The sequence below is a fragment of the Scandinavium sp. NPDC088450 genome, from assembly GCF_044900545.1.
Taxonomy (GTDB): domain Bacteria; phylum Pseudomonadota; class Gammaproteobacteria; order Enterobacterales; family Enterobacteriaceae; genus Scandinavium.
The window spans coordinates 23,765-48,766 of record NZ_JBJDNI010000027.1; the positions used below are offsets into that span (position 1 = coordinate 23,765).

At 54.2% G+C, this 25,002-nt stretch carries 17 protein-coding genes and 1 pseudogene; 3 read left to right on the forward strand and 15 right to left on the reverse strand.

The features are described 5' to 3' along the window. Position 1 precedes the first annotated feature (1 nt). Genes tssL through tssB form a run of 4 tightly spaced genes read right to left on the reverse strand, consistent with a single transcriptional unit; the run spans position 2 to position 4,094 of the window. A complete protein-coding gene (gene tssL, locus ACI2I2_RS19815) occupies positions 2–655 on the reverse strand; it encodes a type VI secretion system protein TssL, short form (RefSeq protein ID WP_404659483.1) in 654 nt (217 codons plus the stop codon). Then, positions 652–1,989 (reverse strand): type VI secretion system baseplate subunit TssK, encoded by a 1,338-nt coding sequence (gene tssK / locus ACI2I2_RS19820; RefSeq protein WP_404659485.1) that lies wholly within the window; start codon positions 1,987–1,989, stop codon positions 652–654. The genes tssL and tssK overlap by 4 nt, the downstream gene beginning before the upstream one ends. A gap of 18 nt (positions 1,990–2,007) precedes the next feature. Continuing rightward, on the reverse strand, positions 2,008–3,558 hold the full coding sequence (gene tssC / locus ACI2I2_RS19825; RefSeq protein ID WP_404659486.1) for a type VI secretion system contractile sheath large subunit: 1,551 nt from the start codon (positions 3,556–3,558) through the stop codon (positions 2,008–2,010). A 38-nt stretch (positions 3,559–3,596) separates the two neighbouring features. Beyond that, positions 3,597–4,094 carry a type VI secretion system contractile sheath small subunit gene (gene tssB, locus ACI2I2_RS19830; protein ID WP_404659487.1) on the reverse strand — a complete coding sequence of 166 codons (498 nt, stop codon included), beginning with the start codon at positions 4,092–4,094 and terminating at the stop codon, positions 3,597–3,599. Between the two features lie 461 nt (positions 4,095–4,555). Between tssB and ACI2I2_RS19835 the strand changes: the two genes are divergently transcribed. Together ACI2I2_RS19835 and ACI2I2_RS19840 are read left to right on the forward strand one after the other, a co-directional pair. Beyond that, the gene (locus ACI2I2_RS19835; RefSeq protein WP_404659489.1) at positions 4,556–5,680 is read left to right on the forward strand and encodes a hypothetical protein; all 1,125 of its coding nucleotides are present in this window, start codon (positions 4,556–4,558) and stop codon (positions 5,678–5,680) included. A 108-nt stretch (positions 5,681–5,788) separates the two neighbouring features. Further along, positions 5,789–6,394 (forward strand): DUF2913 family protein, encoded by a 606-nt coding sequence (locus ACI2I2_RS19840; RefSeq protein WP_404659490.1) that lies wholly within the window; start codon positions 5,789–5,791, stop codon positions 6,392–6,394. A 58-nt stretch (positions 6,395–6,452) separates the two neighbouring features. Here ACI2I2_RS19840 and ACI2I2_RS19845 read toward each other — a convergent pair whose 3' ends face one another. The 4 genes and pseudogenes from ACI2I2_RS19845 to ACI2I2_RS19860 form a co-directional block, all read right to left on the reverse strand. Further along, a complete protein-coding gene (locus ACI2I2_RS19845) occupies positions 6,453–6,998 on the reverse strand; it encodes a DUF2971 domain-containing protein (RefSeq protein WP_404659550.1) in 546 nt (181 codons plus the stop codon). Between the two features lie 63 nt (positions 6,999–7,061). Beyond that, positions 7,062–7,244 (reverse strand): annotated as a pseudogene (locus tag ACI2I2_RS19850) (hypothetical protein); the annotation flags it as partial. Continuing rightward, a complete protein-coding gene (locus tag ACI2I2_RS19855; protein ID WP_404659491.1) occupies positions 7,241–7,831 on the reverse strand; it encodes a hypothetical protein in 591 nt (196 codons plus the stop codon). The gene ACI2I2_RS19855 and the pseudogene ACI2I2_RS19850, both read right to left, overlap by 4 nt. Before the next feature lie 14 nt (positions 7,832–7,845). After that, entirely contained in the window at positions 7,846–8,457 is a 612-nt protein-coding gene (locus ACI2I2_RS19860; protein WP_404659492.1) for a DNA-binding protein, read from the reverse strand. A gap of 1,017 nt (positions 8,458–9,474) precedes the next feature. Here ACI2I2_RS19860 and ACI2I2_RS19865 point away from each other — a divergent pair. Continuing rightward, a complete protein-coding gene (locus tag ACI2I2_RS19865) occupies positions 9,475–10,017 on the forward strand; it encodes a hypothetical protein (protein ID WP_404659551.1) in 543 nt (180 codons plus the stop codon). Between the two features lie 109 nt (positions 10,018–10,126). Here ACI2I2_RS19865 and ACI2I2_RS19870 read toward each other — a convergent pair whose 3' ends face one another. From ACI2I2_RS19870 to traH, 7 genes are all read right to left on the reverse strand, one after another. Next, complete coding sequence (locus tag ACI2I2_RS19870; RefSeq protein WP_404659493.1) at positions 10,127–10,912, reverse strand: DsbA family protein; 786 nt, start codon at positions 10,910–10,912, stop codon at positions 10,127–10,129. A 16-nt stretch (positions 10,913–10,928) separates the two neighbouring features. After that, positions 10,929–16,205, reverse strand: coding sequence for a conjugative transfer relaxase/helicase TraI (gene traI, locus ACI2I2_RS19875; protein WP_404659494.1), 5,277 nt, complete (start codon positions 16,203–16,205; stop codon positions 10,929–10,931). Then, positions 16,202–18,703: a type IV conjugative transfer system coupling protein TraD gene (gene traD / locus ACI2I2_RS19880; RefSeq protein WP_404659495.1), complete on the reverse strand. Its 2,502-nt coding sequence runs from the start codon at positions 18,701–18,703 to the stop codon at positions 16,202–16,204. Before traD ends, traI begins: the two co-directional genes overlap by 4 nt. 142 nt (positions 18,704–18,845) lie before the next feature. Further along, the gene (gene traT, locus ACI2I2_RS19885) at positions 18,846–19,577 is read right to left on the reverse strand and encodes a complement resistance protein TraT (RefSeq protein ID WP_404659496.1); all 732 of its coding nucleotides are present in this window, start codon (positions 19,575–19,577) and stop codon (positions 18,846–18,848) included. 154 nt (positions 19,578–19,731) lie between these two features. Further along, complete coding sequence (locus tag ACI2I2_RS19890; protein ID WP_404659497.1) at positions 19,732–20,505, reverse strand: hypothetical protein; 774 nt, start codon at positions 20,503–20,505, stop codon at positions 19,732–19,734. Between the two features lie 4 nt (positions 20,506–20,509). Further along, positions 20,510–23,593, reverse strand: coding sequence for a conjugal transfer mating-pair stabilization protein TraG (gene traG / locus ACI2I2_RS19895; RefSeq protein WP_404659498.1), 3,084 nt, complete (start codon positions 23,591–23,593; stop codon positions 20,510–20,512). After that, entirely contained in the window at positions 23,593–24,966 is a 1,374-nt protein-coding gene (traH, locus tag ACI2I2_RS19900) for a conjugal transfer pilus assembly protein TraH (RefSeq protein ID WP_404659499.1), read from the reverse strand. The genes traG and traH overlap by 1 nt, the downstream gene beginning before the upstream one ends. Between the last annotated feature and the right edge of the window lie 36 nt (positions 24,967–25,002).

The following is a 25,002-nucleotide window of genomic DNA, read 5'->3' on the forward strand; positions in this document are numbered from 1 at the left end:
CTTACCCCGGCCTGACGGTCTGGCTCACCAGGTCGGTGAGAGAAGAGGAAAGGAAGAACCACAGAACAGCCAGCACCACGGCACCGGCAATCCATGACAGCCAGTACCAGCGTCGGCCACTGCGCAGACGCGATGCCCTGACGATAACCGGGGCATCCTGAGCAAGCTCAAAGGCAGGTACTCTTTCCCCCAGCGCCCTGACGACATCCTCACGACGTTCATCATCTTCGGCCCGGTACTGGCCTACAAAACCCAGTTGCAGGGTCCGGTAGAGACAGGTCAGCACGGCGGTGTCCGGCGCGGTTTCTTTCAGCAGGTGACGAATGCGTTCCCAGAGTTCTTCTCCGGCATTCAGCGTGCCAAAAAAATGCGCCTGCAGCGGGTCACGACGCCAGGTCAGATAACCGTCATCCGTGCTTCCCCGATTCATGACACTCTCATCCAGCAGGGCACACAGGGCATACACCATATGGTCACGACTGATATCGCTGCAACCCGCACCGGTCAGTGCGGTACGTGCATCCTGAACCAGACGACAGGCGCGGCGGTAAAGCCCTTCCCCGTCTTTGACTTCCTGACCGCCCCGCAGCTGGCTGGCCATCAGCCAGCCGGGATAGAAAATACGCTCAATCTGGCTGAGTTCGGCTTTATTCATGTCCGCAGCACCGCAAAGAGTTCAAGTTTCACCTCCCCGAGCGAACGCGGGGTATAGAAGGTACAGCTTCCCATCTCCAGCATTTCCCGTGCGGCATCGGAACTAAGATCCAGTGAGAAATACTGGTTCTCCAGACGCAGCGGGATCGCCGCAGGTACATGGGTCAGCGGCTTGATGACCATGCCGCTTAACGCGACGTTCACCACGTCGGAGACATCGTCAAAGCTGCCGGCCTTGCACAGCTGCGGGAATTTAACTTGCAGCTCGTGGTTTGGCATATTCGAGCGTACAGAGAGATAGAAATCCGCCCCTTCGCGCAGACGCGCATCGTGCAGGGAGCCTTTCCAGATCTGATCGTCATGCTCAAGCGCAATGCTGACCACCCGTGATGGCAGGCTCGCTTCCAGCAGTTTATCCAGCAGCGTCAGCAGCGGCGGGAAGACCGCTTCCGGCGCATCATGACGGTACGCCGGAATATCTCCGGCATCGTGCTCCAGTGAAAAGGTCAGCAGGCTGCCGGCAAGGCGTGCCAGTTCGCGGTACAGCAGTTCCGGATGACGGGAAGGAGTCTGCAGGAGTTCGCTCAGCACCGGTTCAGCGCTGTTCAGGGCATTGAGCAACCAGAACAGGGACACATCCGCGACGGCAAAGTCGGCCATCCGTTCGTTGCTTTCACGACGCATTGCCATCAGACGGCGGCGACGGGCCTGCAGACGGACCAGCAACTCTGCCGTTTCCGTAACCAGACGCGGGCTGGCAGACACCGCAAGCATCGGCGGAATAAAGGACGTATCACGGATCCATTGTCCCTGGGCATTACGCACCAGGCGCGCAACCGGACAAGTCAGATATGCGGTATTCTCCTGCGTGGACAGACGCAGCGTGATGGCATTACGCAGGATGGCAAGCTCTCCGCTTTCGTGACCCGCCAACTCCTGAACCGTGACCCGCTCCATTTTCCAGCGACGCGGGCGTTCGCTGTCCTGTCCATTATCCAGGTTCCCCCCGCCGGCATTCAGCAGGGGGAGCGCCACCATCACTTCCACGGCGTCGCTTCCCGAGGCTGACGACAGGTCGCAGACCGGCGGGAGAGTATCGGCAAGGTCAGTATCAACCAGCGTACCGTCCTGAAAACACACCACCAGACGGGTGGCATTCAGGCGGGACAACGCCAGAGCCGCATCGTCAAACTCTGCCACCGCAAACCCCCAGGGATGAGAAATCCCCATCCGGGCTACCGAACCGGTGACATGTTCTCCCCAGCGGGCCTGCTGCTGGAACTGTTGCGGGGCCAGCGCGGCCCCGTCTTCCCAAAGTGGGCGAAAAATTTTCATCCCTGATTACCCCTCGCCTTAGGATTTGGCTTTCGGCATCTGGGAAACCAGTGACAGGTTGACGTCCATGCCTTCCACCTGGAAGTGAGGTACCGCATACAGGCGAACGCGGAAGAAGCCCGGGTTGTCTTCGATGTCTTCCACCATCACTTTGGCATCACGCAGCGGGTGTGAAGCCTGAAGTTCGTCACCCGGGTCGGTCATTTCAGTGACCAGACCTTTCACCCAGGTGTTGAGCTCGAGCTCCAGCAGGCGGCGGTCCTTGGTGGTGCCGATGTTTTCACGCTGTATCAGCTTCAGGTAGTGCGCAATACGGGATAGCAGGAAGATGTACGGCAGACGGGCGTTGATGCGGCTGTTGGCCGTCGCATCCGCGGTGTCGTAAAGCGCCGGTTTCTGGGTGGAGTTAGCTGAGAAGAAACAGGAGTAATCGCGGTTCTTGTAGTACGACAGCGGAATAAAGCCGAGGTTGGCAAACTCAAACTCACGGGTCTCCGGGATCATCACCTCGCTCGGGATCTTCACCTGGTTGCCGGTACCGAGATCGTACAGATGGATAGGCAGGTCCTGAACGGCACCGCCGGCCTGTGGGCCACGGATTTGCACGCACCAGCCGTTGTTGATAAAACTTTTTACCATGTTGGCCGCAAAGGCAAACGAAGCATTGGTCCACAGGTATTTGTCGTGGTCCGGGCCTTTCACTTCTTCGATGTAGTTGAAGCTGCGTACCGGCACGGTATCCGGACCATACGGCAGGCGGCCAAGAACACGTGGCATCACCAGGCCCATATAGCGGCTATCTTCGCTTTCCCTGAACGATTTCCATTTGATGTACTCGGCGCGATCAAAGTAGTTGCCAATGTCTTTGATGGCGGCCACCTGCTCCATATTTTCTTTCAAAAAGAACGCCGGACCGGCAGAACCGATAAATGGCATGTGGGCAGCAGCAGAAACTTTTGAAATATTACGCATCAGCGCGACGTCCTGCGCAGACGCATCAAACTCATACGCAGAGATGATGGCAGCAATCGGCTCCCCACCCGGGGTGTCGTATTCTGCGATGTAGGTCTGTCGGTACAGCCCGCTCTGGATAATTTCCGGGGCATCCTCGAAGTCCTGTCGCAGCTCTTCTTTCGATAAATCCAGCAACTCCACCTTGAGATTTTGTCTAAAATCTGTCTTGTCAATAAGCGATTTGAGTCCACGCCAGACGGATTCAATTTTCTGGAACGCGTCGTTGTGCATGATCTCATCAAGCTGACGGCTAATCTGAAAATCCAGCTCACCGATATGCTGATCCAGCAGCGTTTTATCTAACTTCTCCACTTTCTGACCAGACTTCTGCAGGCACTGCATAAAGACCTGCACGGCTGCGGTCACGCGGGCATTCGCCGACGTTTCTGCCATGGCGGTGTTGTCTTCAAAATTATTCAGTTCACCAATGCTTGCGACCGGATCCAGATTAATTTTATCGAACAGTGAGGCATATACCCCACCCTGCGGCAGCGTTTTTCCAATTGTCGCACCTGCACCCTGCGCCTGTGTTTCGTTATTGACTGACATAAGCATTCTTTCCAGTTATTCCGTTAAAGGTTCCAGTAATTCAATTAATCCTGGGACGGGGCAAGTGCGTTGAGTTCACTACGCAGCTCTTCACTTAAAGCGGGATCTTTGAGGATTTTTTCCAGCTCTTTCTTGAACGTGACATTGTCCAGAAGGTTTGATTTGAGGTCGCGCAATAAATTGCGCATGGCGAGCATGGCTTTTAACTGGGGGACCTGACGGGCAACGGCTTCGGGCTCGAAGTCTTTCATTTTCTGGAAACTCAGGTGAATATTTTCTTCTGAGTCATCGCCGGCAAGCGTATTCCTGACGGTGACATTGATTTCGGGATTCAGCTCACCTAATACAGCGTCAAAATTGTTTTTATTAATATTGATTTTTTCTCTCTCTGCCAGCGTGCCGGTAGCTTTACCATTACTGAAGTCACCGGTAGTCAAAAGCTTAAGAGGAAGCTCTACTTTCTTTTGCGCCCCGCCGGTATGCAGGTCGAGCGAAATATTAACACGTGCCTTGGGGATTTCCCCCTGGAAGCTTTGAGACATCCGGTTATTCTCCTTGAGGTGTTATTGGGCATCCTGCCAGATGAACGAGAGTGCGAAATATAACGGCAGGCCGTTCATTATTGCGCTGTATATTCAGGTTGTAAACAGGACAAAACCGATATTCTTAATTACCGCAAGGCCGTCTGTTAACGCTATCCCCACGCAGCCCACGAACGACGCGGCATTGTGCCCTTCTCTTACTGCAATATATGAATAACCCGACTTTGCATTTCAAGAAATTCATAATTAAAAGTGGGGTGTTCAACGAGTTAAGAAGGTCCATTATCAGACTGTTCAGGCATGCTTAAATGTTTTTGTAGTCAGTTAATTTATATTTTTTGTGAATACTCTTTAATGAATCATTCACGGTTGTGATTGTATTAATTTATATCAGGATAATTCCGACATGAATGCGATGGGTAAATGTTTTAACATGTTCGCTGCTCATGACTGGCACTAACATGGAAGACACTATGGTAAACGCGCCTTACGGCGCACGAAACCACCGGACGCGCTGGACGATTGCGGAAATGGATTATGTAGAAGACCACTACCGCACCCGAACTCCAGAAGAGATCGCCGCGCACCTGGGCAGGACCGCGACCGCCATCAAACAAATGGCGGGTAAACTCCAGTGCTCAGAAGACACATCACGTCACTGGAGCGAGGCCGAAAAAGAGATTCTGCATCGTCATTACAGCAGTCCCACCCCGATGCAGACGATTTTTAGCCTGTTACCGGAGCGAAGCCCGACTGCCGTGATGGCGATGGCCGGAAAACTGGGATTATCACGCCCGGACAATGACTGGACGGAAGCTGAGCTCCGTTGTCTTTATGAACATTACCCGAAAGAAGGTCAGGCGGTTCTCCGGCGATTACCCGCCAAATCAGATGAGGCCATCCGCGAAAAAGCGCGTGCGCTGGGCATTGTCTCACCCGGGCATCCCCGTGCCCGTGAATGGGATGAAAAGGAGTGGCAGACGCTGAGTCAGCACCTGCACCTGCGACCAGTGGATTTACTCCCCCTGTTTCCGGACCGCAGCCTGTCATCCATTAAAAACGCCCTCACTCGCCTGAAGCGCGCCCGTGGCCAGGGCAGACTACCGGCAGTACGCGCCGGCAACAAACAAGTGACCACAACCTGGAGCGAGGCTGAGAAAGACATTCTCACGCGCTGGTACGAAACCAGTAAGAGCATGGATGATATTCTGGCGATGTTGCCCGGCAGACCCCGCTCATCCGTGTTCAGCCTGGCGGGGAAAATGGGCTTGTCCCGCCCCCTCAGTGACTGGTCTGATGCTGAACTGCAGATCCTGCGGGATTTTTATCCCACGGAAGGCAGTGCCGTTGCCCGGCGCCTACCCGGCCGCCAGAGGAGGACTGCAGGTCAGAAGGCCATTCAGCTCGGCTTGCGCATGGCAGTCAGCACACCACGGCAGTCGTGGTCAGAAGAAGAAAAGGCTCAACTCGACGCGAACAAGCATCTTTCTTTCCCGGAGCTACAGCAGATGTTTCCTGATCGCTCAGCGTCCTCGCTGAAAAATGCACTTAACCGGATAAAGAAGCGTCAGAGAGACAGATCGTAGTAAGTCCTGTTGTATCCCGATTATTGTATGATTCGCGCAACACCGCCGCGTTAACCGGCAGGGTTACGGGTATAATCTACATCATCATTACCGAATCACTGGAAAAGCATGGCCGATACGTCCCATCAGACCGCCGCAACCGCCCACATGGCATGGTGTGCGCTGGTCGCTCTCCATACCGCCCGACACGATGGCCTGGTCAGTTCCGAGGCGCAGAAGAACCTGTTTTTGACCCGGTGGCTTGCCGAAGCAAAACGCACTCGCCGCTTTCCCCGCGAGGTTGCACGCGACATTGACTGGCTGCTGAAACAGGGGCGCACATTGGGTGTGCAGGCTAAGCTGCCGTTTAAGCTCAATTTTCTCTGGAAAGCGACCACCGGGAGTCTGGAAGACCAGCCTGACCTTTACCGGCTGAGCCATGCACTGGATACGGCCCGCGAATATCACTGGGTCTATCAGGTGCTCTCTGATGAGCAGTGGCAGGGACGACGGCAGCTGGTGCTGAACCCGGAAGTGAATGGCGTCTACGTGCTGAAATCGTCGCTGGATGCCGCTTTTGACGATGCCGGCAGGCAGACCTTACCCGTCCGAGTTCGCATCACCGGGAGCGTACCCGGTTTTCAGGCTTTGCTGTCCAGCTGCGGCTGGAGGGCCACAGCAGAGGAAAGCGATAGCTATCTGCTGACCGTTGAGCATTTTCCATCAGTTGGGTAACCCGCTTCCTGGCAACATATCTCAACAGTACGGCTGATTTTTTGGCTCCGGGTGTCTGTTATCCTCTGAACGGGATTTCCGACAACGTAATTGGGATGTTTTTGTATTCATGACTTTCTAATAATATTGATATCCCCTGCTTCATCAGACTGGCATTACGGCAGGGCCCAATTTTAATCCCTTCAAGAGGAAGCTGTCCGGTTGCCCTCACAATCTTGTAAGGTACCAGCCCATTGGCATTAATACGGAACTGTACTTTATCCAGCGGCTGGTCCTGTATAATTGCGATCCGAAACTCTTGTTCCTCCGCAAAACCCTCATTTTTGAAGAATGGCGGCAGGCTGTGCGCAAGTTTAGCGGCCATACTCATGTGGAACAAATCGTTGTTTTCGGAGCCCATTTTAGCCGTACGATCCCTGAAAAATTGCAGAATTTCTGCGCTAGCTTCGACAGTGGAATTTTCTTTGGTGTAAATAACCGGATTACTGAACACCAGATACTGTTCAAGCGCGAGAGTCTGAATCAGCTCATCACTATCAAATTCTAAACATACCCCCTGGGCATTGCCGTAGCCACGCCACTGACTCAGCAAATCAGGTTGCAAACAGAATGAAATATTATAAACATGCGGAGCCCGATGCCCCTTAAAATGTGCCAGGGAGCCTCTTATAAACTGCAGGATCTCAGGTGGAAGCTCTCCATCAAGATATTGAAGAGTATTTTCGATACATTTAAGTCCATGTATCAACTCATTGCTGTCATTGAGAAAGGAAAAGTGCGTCGCCCAGAGTGAGCCTGATTCAATGATGCCCTTCAGACCGTGAAGATCGGTGTAATGATAAATTTTCATTTCCCGTCTCCCGATACGTTCGTTCGAGTCTGGGGCGAATCAGCAAGGAACGGGAACAGCTTAAGGGCCGCTTCCCTGTGTTCCGCGATGGACTGTTCCCATGCCTGCCATTCTGGATCCCCAGCCAGAAAACTTTCCGCAGTGTCACTTAACCAGGCTGAGAGTTCCTCCCCACCGTTGAGGTCAACCTGGCGGGTTATTACCGGGTCCTTATGCTTCATGATATTGCGCAGAAGTGTCCCTAGAGGGCCTCCTGACTCGACACCTTCAGCTGGGATGTATTCCGGGTATTCTGGAAACTGATCCAGCGTCAGATCGATATATTCCCCATCCAGTAGCACGATAACGTGCCCGTGAACGGTAGAGTTTTCGGCTTCATGAAAGCCAGCATTCCCTTCCATAAATATGATGCAGGGGTGGCATCTCTCAGTAGCCATCAGATACTGCGCCAGTGTGTTGCTGGCCAGATCGCAGCTGCCGCGCGGGAAATTCTTCAGTTCTTCTTTCCAGCGCCGAAAATGACGGCACTCATTTGCACGCTCACCGGCACCCAGCTCCAGTGCCTGACGAAATGCACGGATACGCAAAGCTCTTTCCGGTCTCATTTCTTCACCTTGCTGTCTGCCCGGGCCAGGGTCAGCAGCTCCGCCTGCAGGGCGCGGTTTTCTTCCCGGGCACCCTTCAGCTCCGCCTTCGTGTCCTGCAGCTGTGCCGCCTGGTGTTCACCGGTGGCGGTCAGGCGTGCAATCTGTTCCCTTAACGGCACTACATCGGTCCGCAGCTGGCGAACCTCTTCCAGCAGACGCTCCCGTTCAGTCTGTACTTCCCGCAGCACCGCCAGCTCGCTCTCCAGCGTGGCCACCTGCGCCAGCGCCGCATCCCGTTCCTGGTCAGCTTGTCCGATATCGGCGTCGGCCTGTTCGCGCGCCGCCAGGGTCTCCGCCTCGGCCTGCCTGACCGCCGCCTGCCACAGCAGCCCCAGCTGGCCGGTCAGCAGTTGCGTGAGCTCTGGCGGCAGCGCCGGTGTCTGTTCAGCGGCCAGCGCACGCTGACGGGCCCGGAAGTCCCGCATCACCGGTGATATATGGGACAGCGAGCCGCCGCCGAGATGCTGACGGACCTGTTCGTTGGTCGGGTTCAGGGTGCCGGCAGCGATGAGGGCGGCCGCGGCGTCTTCAATACGGCGGACGGTGTCCGGGGAGAGTGTGCTCATGAAAAGGGCTCCGATCATTTTTGCGATGACCTCATCGTACGCCCGGGGAAAAAAATACACAATACACTTAATACATATCGTACATGCAGTACAGAACATACATACAGGCTTTCTATTTTCCCGGTCAGATCCGAAAACCCCTGGTTCCGGATCTTCCTGAACCGCATCGCCGCACTGCGGCGAACAAACACAACATGTGCCACTCTTTCAGCTGATTTTTCATCTGTATGTTGTGTTTCACCCCTGCCCTGTGACCCGGCGCGCAGCGGCCGAAGAGGGGCTTTGCTTATTACGTGACAGTGGTACACTTCCGGAAATTCCTCATATGCCAGAAAACCGGATCATGTCGCGATACCCGTCAGGTAATTTACTGGCGGGGTTATATGTTCAGATAGATGATGATTTCGGCAGGGAAAATAATCCGAATGACAGCTTTATATGTCAGCGGGTGATTGTTGCGGAATGGGATTATTAATCTTTAGGGGAAGCTGTGAGCCACAATTTTGAGCAAGTCATTTTTGGGTTACAACGAGTACATAAACAACTCTGGTTTTCTACAAAGGCAGAGCTCAGCGATCAGCCTGATTTCTACCGTCTGAGTCATGCACCGGATACCGCACGGGAATATCACTGGATCTACCAGGTGCTGATAGACGAGTAGTGGCAGGGTCGCAGACGGAAGAAGTTAACCCCGGGAGTGAACGGCATTTATGTGCTCAAGTATTCTCTGGATGCAGCCTTTGATGACACAGGCAGCCAGCAGTTACCGGTCAGGGCCCGTGTCACTGGAAGTATCTGTGGGCTGAGGGCATTACTGGAAAGCAGTGTCTGGAATATGCTCCCGGCAGATGACGATCAGGAGAATGCGGTCACGGTTTCACTGACGGCAACAGGATATGGAGAGGAGCAGGCAAGGCAATCACAGAGGGCCTGATGTTTTCCGGGACAATGCCCGCCATTTGCTAGCCTGAAAAGAGGTGCCCTCCGGGTAATTGCCCGGAAACACCATTAATGCTAATGCACGCGTACATTAGCATTAATGGTGAGAGGCTCATGGCAGAGGATTATGCCCAATCAGTTCGCCAGGCAGCGGGATACTTCAACCGTTATTATCGCTACCCCGTGGAAAGACTGGCTGCGGATTATCAGGATGAAATCAGAAAGTACAGCGATGACCGCTGGGAAGCGCCGCAGCGCGCGGCCCGTCTGAGTGCGGCGGTTAAAAACTATAAAACCTCGCAAATGCTGATTTTCATCTTCGATATCGGTATTGAGAAAGGTATGGATCTTACCCCTCTGGCTGTGAAGCGACTGTGTAACAGTCTGTTCGGCAGAACGGAGAGCCAGTCAATTATCGTTGATGTCTTTGGTCAGAGAGGCCGTTCTCACCGCAGTAGCGACAGTACAATCAAAGTTATCGACGAAGTTGCCTCAAAATACCGGTACTCCGCCGGAATTTACTGGTCTGCGACACTAAAGGACATCGAGCAGGTTAAACGGGAATACCGGAAAAATGTCAGGCGCGACAATCAACACAACGAAAAAGCAGAAGATAAATGAAGCTGGCAGCATGAAGTAGCCTGTCTTTAACAAAAACGCCGGAAGCGGGGTAACTGAAATTTATCCCGTTTCCGGCGTCGGCCAACGGCGTTCGCCGGCGGCAGCTCTTTTATTGACCGGCTTTGTCGATTGCAGCCAGCAACACCTCGGCAGACACTGAACCTGGAATGACGGTAATGTTTTTTGGTGCCGCATTCTCCAGTGGCATCACAATCAGACCCGGGGTGCCAGTCAGGCCGAGAGAGCGGGCGAGCGTATAATTGTTCTCCAGCGCAGCGTCAGAACTTTCATCACGAACGACTTTGTTCCCCACCGCAGCAACGGTCGCCTGGTTTATATCATTTTCCGTCAGTGCCCCCTCAATATGGTCGGTATGGTAAAGGGTATTGTGATAGGTCAGGTAGGCATCAGCCCCTTTTGCTTTCCACACCGACAGACCACGCTCAGCGGCCTGAAGTGAGGCTTTGTAGCTGCCGGCAAAAATCGGCCATTCTTTGAAGATGTACTTCACCGACGGGCGGCGTTTCATCACATCGTCAAGGACAGGTGCCATATGGCTGCAGTGAACACACTGATAGTCAAAGAATTCGATGACCGCAACGTGGGCATCTTTTGGACCTGCCGCTGGCGTATCCGGATCGTTAACCAGCGCGTCCTGATTCTCCATGACCTTCACGGCAAAAATGTGCTGTTGCCGTTCGCGCTGCTGCATCTGAAGTTTTTCGCTGACCTGAACCAGTACGTCAGGGTGCGCCAGCATATAGTCTGCCGCAATTTCACCAATTCGCGCCTCCTGTTCCGGACTGAAAACAGGCTGAGTGGCTGCGGTTGACACCGAAGAAATAATGCCAGCGCACACTGTCAGGACGAATCCTGATAAGCATGTTTTGTTCATAATGGGATTCCTGGGATTAACGTTCTTTCTGAATCGTTCTGGAAATGGATTGTTCGTCCTGCTCCGGCAATCGCCCGTGCTCAGAAGGCGGCATACTTGCAGCCTTCTCTGTGGCTGTGCGCTCAGCAAGCTCACCCGCCGCACGCGAAGCCTGCTGGAGTTCATCGGAGTGCCGGGAGCGCACAGCGGACTGGGGATCCCATCCGGAACCCGCGTCGCTGGCCGCCCGTTGTTCTTCCTGATTGTCGTTATCCTGCCCGCCTGCCTGGCGTATCAGGCTGACATCGGGTTCCCTCACCTGATTAGCTTTGTCAGGCTCACTGATAAGGGATATCCGCTCCTCAGGTAAAACCAGAGCAGATCTGGGGATGTTTTCCTCAGGGCGGGTTTCAGATTCAGGGCGGATTTGCGCGGCGGCCTCTCTGAGGGCCGCAGACTGCTCCCGAACCTGGTTGATGCTACGCAACACACTGTTATCACTACCCTCTTCCACTACCGGGATCCGAATATCTGGCTGCAACCCGGCCACTCCTGACGCGATGCGAACGTCCTGAGCGACTTCAGTTCCCCGGGTCAGCTTCATTAACGATGATGAGGGACTTTCTTCTCCGGTCTTCCAGACAACACCATCCTGGGGATGCAGACGAAGCGCATCCAGCGCCTGCTCAAGGGTGCTGACAACCCGGGTATCACCATTTCGGCTTCGCTGGAGAATAGCGCCCTGAGCCCCCTGCGTTGCCACCATCCGTACTTCACCCTGAGTCAGACGACCACTGTCGGAGGAAAGCAGTGATACCAGTGCCAGCCCGGCATTTTTGCCATTGTGGTCAAACAGCCGCAGAGCAACGGCCGGATCCGGATGCCGCCGGGTTGCCGGGATAATTTTCATCTCCAGCGCATCACCTGGCAGATCCTGATGTTTTATCCAGGCCCGTCCGATGGCCGTTCGCCCCGGATGTTGGCCCATTTCCCATATGGCTTTCGCCTGCTGACGCTGGGTTTCGGGTTTCAGCGCATCATGGGCGGTCTTCAACTCGCGTTCCGGGGTCCTGATGGCATCGAGCCATTTACTGAGGCCATCGGTATAGATCTGAACATGCTCTTTCGCCCTTGAAACGGTAATATAGAAAGCCCGAAGCGTTGCCAGCATCCGCCTTCCCCCCTCCGTGCCTTCCAGGGCAAGAACAAATTGACTGCCTGCGCCCTGCGCACCATGACCGGTAATCGCCCACCCGTAATCAAGATGCTGTTCTGCGCGGACGGAAGCGGGCTGGATTACGCGTTTTCCCTGCTCTCCCTGCAACAGCAGCTCACCGTTCTCCCTGACTTCACTGACGGTGAATTTCGCATTCGCGGCCTGCCCAAGATCGCGCGCGGTAGCAGTAAAACGCAGCATATCGCCCGCTCTGACTTCCAGGGTATTGCGACGAAACAGCTGCACGTCGCCGCTAATCAGCTCTATGGGGGAATACAGTCCCGGCTTCCCGTCTTCATCCCTGACGGTGATAAGTGAACCGTTGTGATCAACTGCAATCACATCCTGGTACCGGTCACCACGTCTGACGACCATACCGGCTTCCCAGGGGGCCAATTTGTTGAACTCATGTCGGGTATGGCTGATACCTTCCAGCACCGGCACAGTGACCGACTGTTGACCCAGCTCGCCGCGGGCCGACAGCCCTTCCCGAATGGCCTGGTTTACCGCCTGCCTGTCGGCATTCAGCTGTGTAATGATCAGCGTCCGGGCACGAACCTCTGGCGTTCTGCCCAGCCAGTCACTCGCGATATCCTGCACGGGGGTAGGAGTTTCCATAATGGAGCTGACGGGCTGGAATGCCCCGACCTCACGTTCAACCTTGCCAGGGCTCATGGATGAAATCCGGCTCAGTGCCGCATCAACACGGTTATCGATGATGTCATGAACCGCATTTTTCAGCTGCAGATCGCGCTGGCGGACAATTTCCTTCATGATCACCACATCCAGCGGGCTCCGCTCCTGGATCAGACGAAACGGCGCACCGGAATCCACCGCTTCAAACTGGTCCTTGTCTCCCATAATGACGGCACGTCCACCGCCCTCCTGAATCGCCTGATACAGCGCGGCAGTATCCTGGTTGCCGCTCATCGAGGATTCATCAATCAAAAACAGTTTTCCCCGGTAATCGGGCCGCTCCCCTCCGGCAACACGCTGATCATGTTCAACAATAAATGATTTGATCGTCTGGGAGACAAGTCCGACATCCGACATTTCTTTCACCGCCTGGTGGGTGGGCGCCAGCCCATTGAGCTCAGTACGCGAACCGGCTGGCAGGGTTGCAAGTGCGTCCCTGACCGCCATCACCTGAGTGGTTTTCCCCACCCCGGCCGATCCCTGAATGCCCATAAACTGATCGGTGGAGCTCAGTACCAGTCTGGTCGCCATCTTCTGCCCGTCCGTCAGCCCTTCCAGCAGCGTGTCATCAATCGCTTGCATCAATGGCAACAGAGTATTTTTCCCCTGCTCCACCATCCGGATAATGGCTTTTTCCATCTCCCAGGTTTCACGGGCAACGAGCCGGGTTTCCCCGTTCACATTGACAGAAAGGAGCCCGCCGGTGCGTATTTCTTTGGCGATTTCCGCCTGGATTTCCCCGATATTGTTGTGATACCCGCTCGCGGCATCGGTCAATTTCAGTTCACTGAAGCTGACCTCACGCTGATCACCAAGGGCCCGGGATAAGGCCAGCGAAGCCCCTGCCCGGACACCTGCCTGCAGGGACGCTATCGCTTCAGAGGCTTCATCTTTCCCACTCAGGCGACGAACCAGCTGAACAGGAGAACTGTTATTCTGCATACGTTGCAGGCGGGCTTCAGTACGCTCAGTGGTTTCAGCGGTATACACTTCTGCCCGATTGCCGGACTGCGCCAGCGAATTCATGGTTTGAGCGGTAATATCACGCGTATTGAGTGCCGCCAGTACCACACCTGAATCGTTGTCGCGGCCACCCGGAGAGGCCACGTATCCATGCGCAATATAAAGTGGTCTGTCCAGTGGCAATATCACGGATTGCCCCCGATGCTCCACAGTCAGCCCCTGCTCAGATACTGCCGTCACCGTCAGACGCTCTTTCGCTTTCAGGCCCACTGATTTGTCAGCGGCGAGCGCAATCAGCAACTCTCCACGGCTGACTCCCATTTCCCCTTGTTCGTACAAACGCCAGTCCTTTGTGATATCACTCAGTTTCTGACGAACCACCACCCCATCCTGATCAACCAAAGAGAGCATGCGCGTATCATCATGAACACGATCGATCACATAGTGCCGGGTTTCCTTTGCATGACTCCGATCTTCCAGAACCTGCCCAGCACGGTACGAGCCGGCCATTCTTCGGGATTTATTGTCCAGCCAGACCGGGGTACGCGTTTCGACGGTCACCTCATCACGCTGCAACACACCGGCATTGTGCATCGCTTCGCGGATGATGCTGGTGAGCTGTTTTTGTTCACGCTGGCCCACCACGACGGCTGTCACCGTTTCCTGTCCGCTATGAAGTTCCACAAACCGGGTCGCCAGCGATTCGTAACGGATCCGCTTATCGGTGATGCTTACGACCGAGGTTTCCAGACCTGAAACTGGCGTGCTGAGTTGAGTACGGCTGACACCACCCGATTCCAGCACCGACATGGCGTTGCCATTCGCCTGGCGGCCGGCACTGTCGAGGAAAATAAGTTGCGCATTTTTCTCCCGGGCTTCACCGACCAGAACCAGTGTTTCCTTGAGACTAAGGCGTTCAGCCCCTTCGATAATCAGTGTACTGTGCGGTTTCAGAGAAAACGTTCCACTCAGCACCTGGGGCCGGTTAATCAACCGCTCTTTCAGCGACGCCGATTTGGCCAGCGACACCGTTCGTTCAGCAGAGCTTGCCAGAACCCGCACGTCACGTCCCCGCTCGGTGCTGACATCGGTGAGGGACTGCACCAAATCCCGGATCCCTGCCAACCCGGAAGGCGCACTGATAAGCATCAGTGGGTCGGCTTCAATATTTTTGAGCATCGGGGGGACAGGTTGCGCGGCGCGCGAGAAACTGACCACCAGACCAGACTGCAGGTATTCCCTGCTCAGCGCCTGGATGGAGAGTTCATCCAGCAGATGGATACGAGAGGTAAAAACCCCTTTTTCCCGATCCAGGGGGACAATGATCCCTTCTTTCATCGCCGTATCGATACTCTGCTTCAGCGTTTGCGGATCGGGTAAACGGTCACTGAATTCCGTGGTGGCCAGCATCAGTTCCCCCCAGGTAAACCGGGTTTTACTGTCGCTGAGCCAGGAGACCGCCTTCATGACGGCATCACTGACATCAGCCCGCTCATCATGCCCGGGCTCCTGCGCCGGGAGATCCCGGTCTCTGGCCCGTTGTGCCGCCGTCTGCATATAACCCTGCAGATCGAACCCTTTATCCTGCATTTGCCGGATCCAGCGTTCCATCAGTCTCAGACGGGACGGGTCGACTTTCGCCTGCCGGGTATCTTTTGCCGCCACATCCCGGCTGCGCAACGTGGCGTCTGCCCCCACCGCACCGGCAATGTCCCTGCCACGGGAGGAATATTCTTCCCTGACCTCTTCAGGAACACCTTTTATCTCCCACATCCCATGCGGACCGACCTCTTCCACCTCATGGCCGAGGGCTTCGACACGCTCGCGAAGCGCGCTACGGTAGAGTTTCCCTAGCGTCACCTGCATTTTCATGACGTTTTCGATAAAACCCGCATTATGGATATAGTCCGTAGCCAGCGCTTTCCATTTCCCGCCTGACTCGGTCATATTGGCCACGAGCAGGTGGGTATGCAGCTGCGGATCGAGATTTCGGGAGGTATCGTGGGTAAATGCCGCTGCCACCATTTTCCCGGTGGTGACAATCGACGTCACACCATCGAGCGTATCGCGGGCTGAAATCAGCTTTTCGACGTACCCGGCGGCAATACGCACCGCCTGATTATGCGCCTCGAGGATGGCTTTATCACCGCCCACCAGGGCGAGTACAGACACACTTTTGGGTGCGGAAAACGTCAGATCATGGCCCGGGCGATGGACATGTTTCCCGTCGACTTCCCGGCCAAGACGTTCCCCGTTATCGAGAAACCCGTACAGCACAGCCGTCAGATTATCAGCCCGGACATCGCCCTGCAGACCCAGGGCTTTCGCGCCTTCTCCCAGCCACAGGCTTTGCAGGTTTCCAAGAAAATAGTAGTTGTCGGCATTCATATAATAGCCGGCAGCATCACCGGCCGATGCAACAGGGGCAACGGACATCATCGTTCGTGTTCTCCGTCTGAATGATCAAAATGGTGGTCGCCATGGCCGGCGTTATCCGGATGACGGTCAATGAGGATGTTTTCTTCGTCTTCGGCCATGCTGCGGGTCGCCCTGTGATAAGCGTTACCGTGCATTTCATCGTCCGGTTTGTCGTGCAGACCCGGCATTGTCAGCTGTATGCCACCATCAGGCATACTCTCCACAATCACATCGAGGTTCGGCGCCTCCCCGGCAACACTCTCTTCATCCACGGGTGGGTCCGACGCCGGCGGTTTTCGGCTGTTCAGCATCGCCAGGGCATCACGGGGTATGGAGGCAACGGACATTTCTGCATGCGGGGCATGACGCGACGCCAGCGTACGCAAACGGACGATATTACTGCCCATTCTCTCCTCAGCATTGGCCGGGGTAACCACCGGGGTTTCATTGGCCGGGACGGTTTCTGGCGTAACAGAAACAGGGGCTGCAGGTGCTGTTTTGTTTGCGGTGGGAGCTACTGTGGGTTGACGAACCGTGGCTGTCGTTGGCGAGGCAGTCGGGGAATGAGCCACGACCGGCACTTGCACGTCTCTTTTTGCCGTTGCAGGTGCGGAAGCAACGGATCTGCTCTGCGTTTTACCTGCTAAGGCATCATCATCCACCTTCTCCAGGTGTTCATCACCAATCGGGAAAAGCAGACCCGCAGCACTGGCTGCCCGTTCATTGGACTGAATCACCTTCTCCAGCTCCGGGCTCAGGACATCGCGAATATTCCGCTCGATAAGACCTGCGTGACGCTTTCTCTGTTTCCGATACTTCAGTTTCAGCCGGACAACCGGATATTCTCCCGGCAGGCGAACATAAAAGTTCAGGTTTGGAAGACGCATGATCTGCTCGTAATCCACGATCGGATCATTGACTTCGTCCTTACCCAGGGAGACCCCATCCCGCACCTGATCGAGGCCATAGCTGTTTTGCTCGCGAATTTTGCGCTTGCGTTGATGGCCAAGCTCTTCTTCCACCACTCTGGCCATCTCGGCACTGGGTGAACGGCCATACATGCGGGTATTCAGCAGATCGAACAGGCTTTTCGCCAGCTCCTGACCATACACATAGGTCAGTTGCGCCTTATTCTGTGCCCCCAGAACAAAACAGCCACCAAACTTACGCCCTTCGGCAATCGTCTCTGGCAGGTCGGGAATACGCTGGAGGCTGGGGACTTCGTCATAGATAAACCACACACGGCGATCGCTGTTCTCGCCCATACTCTGCAACATCAGCGTGGCAAGCGACACCCACATAGAAATGAGCGGCCGGACGCTCTTGCGATGGCGTGCGGTAGTGGAAATAAAGAGCCAGCTGTTGCTGTGTTGTTCCTGGGTCATCCATTCCCGGATGGTAAAGGGCGCGCGGGTGCCATCGTCCAGTCCCTGCAGGTAACGCAGCGCTTTCGCATAGTTGGTCACAACCGAACGTATCGAAATGGCCGTCTTCTCGATTTTCTCTTCGACCAGGTTGGCCGACGGCGTGTTCGCCAGGTATTCACGCAGGCTTTTCATGTTGAGAGACAAGAGTGTTTTGAGGAATTTCTCGATGCTGCGCTCAGGGTCGGTCGACATGCGAATAGCCAGATCAGCCCAAATGGTGCGCGAACTGGACACCCAAAACGGATCGGATTCTCCTTCGACCGGGATCAGGCTGGCGGCACAGTTGTCATAGTCCACCGCATCGACGCATTCCCCCCAGAGCTGCCAGTTAGCGCAACGTTCGTCATGGGGGTTCAGGATAAAATCCGTTGCGGGTTTGTAGTGCGTTTCAGTGAAAGTACAGCCGGAATCATAGATAATGGCGCGATCCCCGCGCCTGCGTATGTAATCAAGCAACCAGCGGATCAGCGTCGATTTACCAACACCGATGGTGCCGTGGATCAGGAAGTTCATAACCTCCGCATGCCTGACCATATGCAGGTCACCCACCCGAAGGTCTGACAATTCGGCATTACGACGCAGCGCCCGGTTAACCTCTTTTGGCTGATCGGTCAGCGTCATCCCGGAAAGGTATTCGTCCTCACTTTCCTTCTTACCAACCCGCGTCACATACCAGGCGATGGACAGAAACGCCACCAGGCAGGATCCACCGCAGGTCACAGCCGCCCACTGCGCATTTTCTGCCAGCCGCTGCCCCATAACCTGCATATAAGGGTCAGTCAGGATCTGCTGTAGCGTCATTTTCAGGATGACTGTCGTGTTGGCCTGGGCATAAAAGTAGTGGATGTCATAAACACGCCCCTTCCCCGGGGGAATAAGGGCGGTAAAACTTTCATTCAGTTTCGCCAGCCAGAACCAGGTTCCGTTATCCAGAGTTTCTGCTGGTGTGAAGTAAAAGAACATCGTTCCGCTGAGCCCAAGGAACAGCAGGAAAACCCAGTACCCGATCCAGTTATTCACCTGAAAAAACATGCGCCAGCGATAAGCGGTCATCTGACCGCCTTGTGTAAGGAATTTTCCTGCAAAGCTCATAAAAATTATCCGGCAAGAAGCCCATCGCTGGAGAGGATCAGCAATGCGCTTAAGTGATTATCGGGAGGAGAGCAGCCGCCGGATGGCAGGCCAGGGAGAAGGATGAAGAGCGGTTGTGGACAAAACCACAACCACCCGGGTGTTACATAATGCCGGCGATAGACTTAGCCAACTGGGCTTCGAGCACGGGTTTAGCCTCATCAAACTTGAGATTAACTTTGTTGGCATTCGAGACCACGCGGGTCTGGTACTTCGCCCGGTCGCCCTGCTCACTACTGGTCTGCAATTTGATGCCCGATGTCCCCTGCTTTAACGCCGAAACGTTGTCCGTCGTGACGGTGGCTTTGCTGCGTTGGGAAATTTGCAGATCGGTCACCATGGTATAATTCACATCTTCCACCATCGCATCGGCTGCCATTCCAATAAGCCCTGTCGCCAGTCCCACACCGAGCGTTGCGTCAGCTGATGATGAATTGTAGGCAGTGATCCCGGCCCCTAATGCCGCCCCGGTCATGCCCCCTTCATAACCGGTTTTCAGTAACCCCTGGGCATCACGAAGGTTCATTTTTTCTGCTTTCAGCACGTTTGCCTGCACCCAGTAATAAGCACTGTCAGGGGAACTGGTCACCTGATAGCCTTTAGCCGTCAGTGCATTTGATATTTCAGACTGCAGACCTGACATATCCTGATCGGACGTATTACGGACTTGCAGGAATACAGTCTTTTCATTAGAAGGTTCAAGCCAGACGGTTTCGCTCATTTGCGTATTAACATCGAGATTGCGCTTACTTATCGCGGTGGACATTGCACCACAACCAGAGAGAATAAATACAGATGTCATTACGCCTGCCACTGCAAAGGTATTCAGTTTCATTTGTTTTATCCTGTAATCGCCAATAACTGTCCTGATTAATGGAAACCATTAACCTGATTGTTATCGGCTAAGCGATCGGAATATTCAGTGTTTTAATTCGAACCAGACTTGAACTGCAGGAAAGCAGAAAGGGGAAAAGACTCCCCTTATAAGATTAATAACCGCGGTTAGGATCGTACGAACTGTGTCCGCCCGAGTAATCACTGGAGGTCGTTCCCAAGCAATTCCCCCCTACATCAATACCAGACATCCCGCCATTCATCGGAAGCCCCGATGCCGGGTTCACTGAAATACCGGTATCAATGTTCGTGCTGCCCCATGTATTTCCACCCACATCCAGCCCGGAGATGCCATTATACATAGGCAAGCCTGATGAGGGATTCGTCAGCGTGTCCGTACTCTGCCCACTGTTTCCGATCATCGCAATAGAACCGTATGCCACCACAGGGAAAGAGCCTGATGAAAGATCAACAACCCGCACCGTTTTATCTGATGCATAACGCAGAGCATCGTCGTCAGACAATCGATACGCCACGCCGTTCGATATCTGATAGACATCTCCCGTATTAGTATCGCGGGCAATGAAGCCTCTTTGTGAGAGAGAAACAGCCATCAGCAAGAATGCAGTAATTGTATATAACGCGACACCGATTACTAACAAATTGTCTTTACTCTCGCCAATTTCATAACCGGCCACAGCCAAGCAAACCATAAATATAAATGACAACGAAAATAAAAACCTCCTTTTTACATTGACAGTTTTTTTAACCACTGCCACGAAATAAATGGAATAACAAACGCTACCAAAAAACGAGTACAGCAATCCATAAATGAAGAAGTCACCTCCTACCCGAAACTGCATAGCAGCCAGGTAACCACAATATATAATTAATGGAATGAAGCTGATGGTTAAATCTGCTTTTTTCATTTAATCACTCTCCGGAAGCTTTTTTCCGCAATGCTTTCAGTTGTTCGCTCATATTGCCAGTATCAGGTTCACTTAACGTCTCAGCTTTACCTGTTTGATCACGTTCTTCGTTTTGTCGTCCGACAATAAAACTGCTTTTTGCACTATGGTTTTCATCTTTAAGAATATCACTGGATGTCTGAACAGTGGAACGGTTTTTGTCGATATTTTCAGCAGATTCATGGATTTTATGTTCATTCGCAGATCTTTGTGCTGCTACCAGTTTAGGGAGATCACTACCGGAACCAAAACCCTCTTCGCTTTTCTGCTTCAACGCATTCTGATGATGCGCAAAATCATCATTCATAGCCTTTCCGGGTACAGGATTACCATAGGGGTGAATACCCTTTTCTCCAGGCGCAACAAGAGAACCACGGCTTGCAGAATGTCCGATACCACTGCCTTGTTCGCCCGAATGCAGCCCACGTTTTACCGAAGATTCGTCATGCGAAGCCCCTGAATACGCTCTCGGCGAGTTATTAGAGTAGCCGTTGTAAGTCTGAGTTGAAGGACTTTCACCCGGTGAGGATGAGGATACGCCAGGAGTAAAGACATCATGGGTGCCACCGGTATGCAGATCGCTACGACTCTGGCCGTAATCGCTCATGATCTCGGGTTTGAGCCTTTCATCCACAAACTCAACGGCAGCTTCCCGCGCTGACGGCGCACTGGTCAGCATGGTCTGGGCCTTATCACCGTATTTATTGGCGGCCCAGTTAACAAATTCCTGGGTGTAGTTAGTATCCAGACTGGCACTCTGGTTTTGAGCAAGCGTAGCCATCCGACTGTATTCACTACTTTGCGTGGTGCTGGTCGTATACTGGTGGTACTGACTTTTGGCATAACTGAGAGTAGCAGCAAACTGCTGCACATCGCTGGTTGCAGCGTTATCGGTATGGTTCGCACCGTCTGTTACGCGACTGCTGGTAACCATGTCCATCCCCTGCCGGAAGTCATGAATCGCCTGGCTACTATTATCATGACGAAAGTCCATTGTATTACCGTGTGTGTCCTGGGTTCCGTGAGAGCTTCCGGTTGACTCGCGCAGTTCACCTCCCACATGTCCTTCTGCAGAAAAGCTAAGACCTGTCGTCCATTTTCCAAGTTTACCAGCGAATTGATCCCCCGAGTCCCACTTCCCTTGAGCTGATACCCCCATATTCGCGGAGCCCTGGCTACTGATATCCATCAGTTTGTTATACGCCTGCTGGGTGGAAATGTTATTGGCTTTGGCATAACTCTCTGCCGCTGACATCATCATGCTGGCCCCGCGCGTCGTGTTTGTCCCCAGGCTGTTCTCACTACCGCTAATCAGGCTGTCATTACTGCCCGTCTGGTGCGAAAGCTGATTCAGCTGAGACCAGCCGCTGCTGACGCTGTGGTTATAACCATCCAGCGCAGTCTGCGCCTGAACCTGAGACTGTCTGGCCGATTCCTGAAACCCACTGCTCGCGAGCTGACTCAGCTTCATGCTCACCGGCAGATTCGACATCGCCCCGGAGCCGTCGATAACATTCTGCCCGCTGGCCGTTACCGTTCGGGTCGACCCGTTGTCTGCCTGCCAGGTTTGCTGCCCCTCCCGCTGTACCAGGTTGCTGTCAAATTTATTCTGACCGAGGTTGTCCATCGACATATTATTGAACGACCAGTTGCCATCAGCGGTCGTACCGGAAACCCCTGCAGAGCTGAAGGCCATAGAGCTGAGCACGCTGCCGGCCACCTGAGACCCCATTGCCGACGCTCCCTTGGTGAGGTAGAACGACAAGACAGGTATGGAAAGCGACAGATAACCTGCCAGGTTCGCCACATCCGAGTGCTGTAAGGCCACCTGATCTCTGTTTGCCAGAACCAGTAGAGTTCCTCCTGTTTTGGTCTGTAACCAGAACGTCGAAGCAAAATTAAGAATGGCGAACATCAGTGGCCACATCTGAAAATACAAAAAACCACACACATACAGCTTCAGGGTGTTTAACCCGAAAATACTGTGATTGCTCGCCGCCAGTGCGATAACCAGCGGAAACAGGCAGACCAGGATCAGCATGAGCAGGGACTGAGCAAAAGGCAGGGTTCGTGTCGCGAGCGTGCTCCCCGCGGCCCATGCCAGACGTTGTTTGGTCGCTGAACTTTCGGAGGCCAGATTCACCAGGTTTGCCGTATCAGATGAACGTGCAGCAAAACCCGATATCCCCTGACGAATAGCCGAATTAGTGATGTTGTTTTTCATGATCTGCGATGCACTCAGGCCGCCGGCATAGAAATAGCCATAGCTGTCGCCCATCGCATTGGCCAGCAGAGTGGTGGCATTGACCCGGTTACCAAATATTTTCGAGGCAAGCCATGTCGCCGTCGCGCTGCCAGGCTGTGCATCCGTGTTCGCCAGCGCTTTAATGTCCGTTGCTGCATTTTGGCAGGTTTCAAACTGGCGCACACCGCCGGCTGTTTTGTAGATCCCGCGCAGCGGGCTGGGATTACTGGTGATAAGCCCCAGCGGATCAGTCGTGTTGAGCAGCTGGTTCACCGTGTATTTGTTGTTCAGCAAAATATCGCCGATCACACAGTTCTCAACATAGTCCGGGAGCATCTGCGCCAGATCCGGATTCTGAGTACGAAAATCGCTGGTTTCCGCCACTATCTGAGAACCAAACAGCATCCCCGTTTTGGTGTAGGTGACAGAGTCAGGCCTTGCCATCACATAGTCATACAGTACCGCCATGTGATACCCCACGGACGTCGATAAATGCGCTATGGACGCCAGCCCCACCGGTACATTGTCCACCACATACACCGACGCCCTGTCTGTGACGTCAATGATCTGCACGCTGCGTTTCGGAACCAGCAGCACGGAAGTGATTAGCATAAAGATGGCCAGCCAGTTCACGAAGACCATCGGGTTTCGGGATTTCATAAAGGTCAGCGCCATACCCAGCACCGCAAAAGTGCCTGCCATCCGTAGCAGGGTTCCCCAGGTACTTGTTCCGAGGAGGGTGACAACGGCGTTGAAGGCCTGTCGCCACATATCACCGCCATAAATCGTGTAGACCTCAAGCATCAGGGTGTCCCCCAGTGATAATTGCTCTGATATGAGCCGGAAATAATGGTGCTGACCTGCTGCTGCAGGTACTGCATATTACGGTCGATGCCATCGAGCGCATTCTGATCCGCTGCTGACTGCAGCTTCATATCCGCAAGCAGGCCCTGGGCATGTATCACGTTATCGCGCAGCTGGTTTGCAGCTTCTTCGGGAAAATTCTTCCCGGACAAGGACAAGCTCGCCTGCTTCACCAGCTCCTGCAGATACTGGATCATCAGATCCTGGGCGATGAAATCCGCCACCTGTATGAGATAGGTACCGCTCATGCCCATACTCTGGGCGTTGGTGAGGTACTTGAGCACAGGGACCGACGTGGTGTTCACAAATCCCTTCTCCTGATCGGTAAGCGCCCTATCGTCGGTCAGCTTGCTCTGCATCGACAGCATCAGGTTTTTGACCAGCGTCACCAGTGCGTTGCTTTCGATGATGTTAATGTTGGTGACCACCGGTCCAAGACACAGTGTCGCCTCGTCACAGCCGTAAACCCGGGCGCTCCCTCCCCGCATCAGCACTTTTACCAGGTCGCGGTTATCAACCAGCGGTGTCAGAATGGTGACACTCCCGTCCTTGTTGAAGATGATCGAGCCGACCGTGCTCATCACCAGTTCTTTCAGCTCGCGGTTGCTGTCAAAAAGATGGTTCCGCCCGAGCGCATCCCAGATCAGGTTTTTATTCTTCAGAACCTGGTCTTTCTCCTGACCGTTCGCCCGACCGGTCACGCTGTCGCTCTGCCCACCAACGGTACAGCCCTGGCGGGACGCCGCCCAGTCAGCAAACACATTCTGCTCCCCGGCAATGTCCTGGCAGATCTTCTGCTGGGAGACCTGTGTCACCGGCCACAGTCCACCAATGATGCCCTGAGCCGCCTGGCAGGAACTCATGTTCGTCGAGTTAATATCAGTGGCAAGTTTTTGCAGGAAGTCTTTGGCCTGTTTCAGCTCCGGAACCATGGTCTGCAGCGCAAGATCAAAGGCATAACCTGCCGCATTGCTCATGATTTGCTTAACGAAGCGCTGAATTTCAGCACCGCTTATCATGGAAAATGCCCCCAGGTAGGCGTCTATCCCACCACAACCGGCGTTCAGCGAGGGCACCTGCATGGAGATTAACTGGACATTTTTCACCGGGTTGCGCAGATAGACCGAGCCGCCCGTGAAGTATCCCGCCGCCTGTCCCTGCCAGGCTTGTGCCTGAGTGACATTTCCGCTGTAACCCAGGCTGCCGAAAAATCCATTCAGGTCACCATTCACATCCGCCCGGGCGGAGGTCTCGGCCAGGCCTGTCAGAAAGATGGCCCCCACCGCTATAAGTGTTTTCAAAACCCCTGGCATTACCCCTCCTTTACCTGCAGAGGCAGAACAACATTG

What these genes read in the sequence shown, in the direction of transcription:
- tssC (WP_404659486.1), bottom strand. Translation starts at nt 3,558, where the DNA reads ATGCTTATGTCAGTCAATAACGAAACACAGGCGCAGGGTGCAGGTGCG.
- ACI2I2_RS19860 (WP_404659492.1), bottom strand. Translation starts at nt 8,457, where the DNA reads ATGAGCACACTCTCCCCGGACACCGTCCGCCGTATTGAAGACGCCGCG.
- ACI2I2_RS19870 (WP_404659493.1), bottom strand. Translation starts at nt 10,912, where the DNA reads ATGAACAAAACATGCTTATCAGGATTCGTCCTGACAGTGTGCGCTGGC.
- ACI2I2_RS19890 (WP_404659497.1), bottom strand. Translation starts at nt 20,505, where the DNA reads ATGAAAAAAGCAGATTTAACCATCAGCTTCATTCCATTAATTATATAT.
- tssL (WP_404659483.1), bottom strand. Translation starts at nt 655, where the DNA reads ATGAATAAAGCCGAACTCAGCCAGATTGAGCGTATTTTCTATCCCGGC.
- ACI2I2_RS19840 (WP_404659490.1), top strand. Translation starts at nt 5,789, where the DNA reads ATGGCCGATACGTCCCATCAGACCGCCGCAACCGCCCACATGGCATGG.
- tssK (WP_404659485.1), bottom strand. Translation starts at nt 1,989, where the DNA reads ATGAAAATTTTTCGCCCACTTTGGGAAGACGGGGCCGCGCTGGCCCCG.
- traH (WP_404659499.1), bottom strand. Translation starts at nt 24,966, where the DNA reads ATGCCAGGGGTTTTGAAAACACTTATAGCGGTGGGGGCCATCTTTCTG.
- ACI2I2_RS19865 (WP_404659551.1), top strand. Translation starts at nt 9,475, where the DNA reads ATGCACGCGTACATTAGCATTAATGGTGAGAGGCTCATGGCAGAGGAT.
- traG (WP_404659498.1), bottom strand. Translation starts at nt 23,593, where the DNA reads ATGCTTGAGGTCTACACGATTTATGGCGGTGATATGTGGCGACAGGCC.
- traD (WP_404659495.1), bottom strand. Translation starts at nt 18,703, where the DNA reads ATGAGCTTTGCAGGAAAATTCCTTACACAAGGCGGTCAGATGACCGCT.
- traT (WP_404659496.1), bottom strand. Translation starts at nt 19,577, where the DNA reads ATGAAACTGAATACCTTTGCAGTGGCAGGCGTAATGACATCTGTATTT.
- tssB (WP_404659487.1), bottom strand. Translation starts at nt 4,094, where the DNA reads ATGTCTCAAAGCTTCCAGGGGGAAATCCCCAAGGCACGTGTTAATATT.
- ACI2I2_RS19835 (WP_404659489.1), top strand. Translation starts at nt 4,556, where the DNA reads ATGGAAGACACTATGGTAAACGCGCCTTACGGCGCACGAAACCACCGG.
- traI (WP_404659494.1), bottom strand. Translation starts at nt 16,205, where the DNA reads ATGATGTCCGTTGCCCCTGTTGCATCGGCCGGTGATGCTGCCGGCTAT.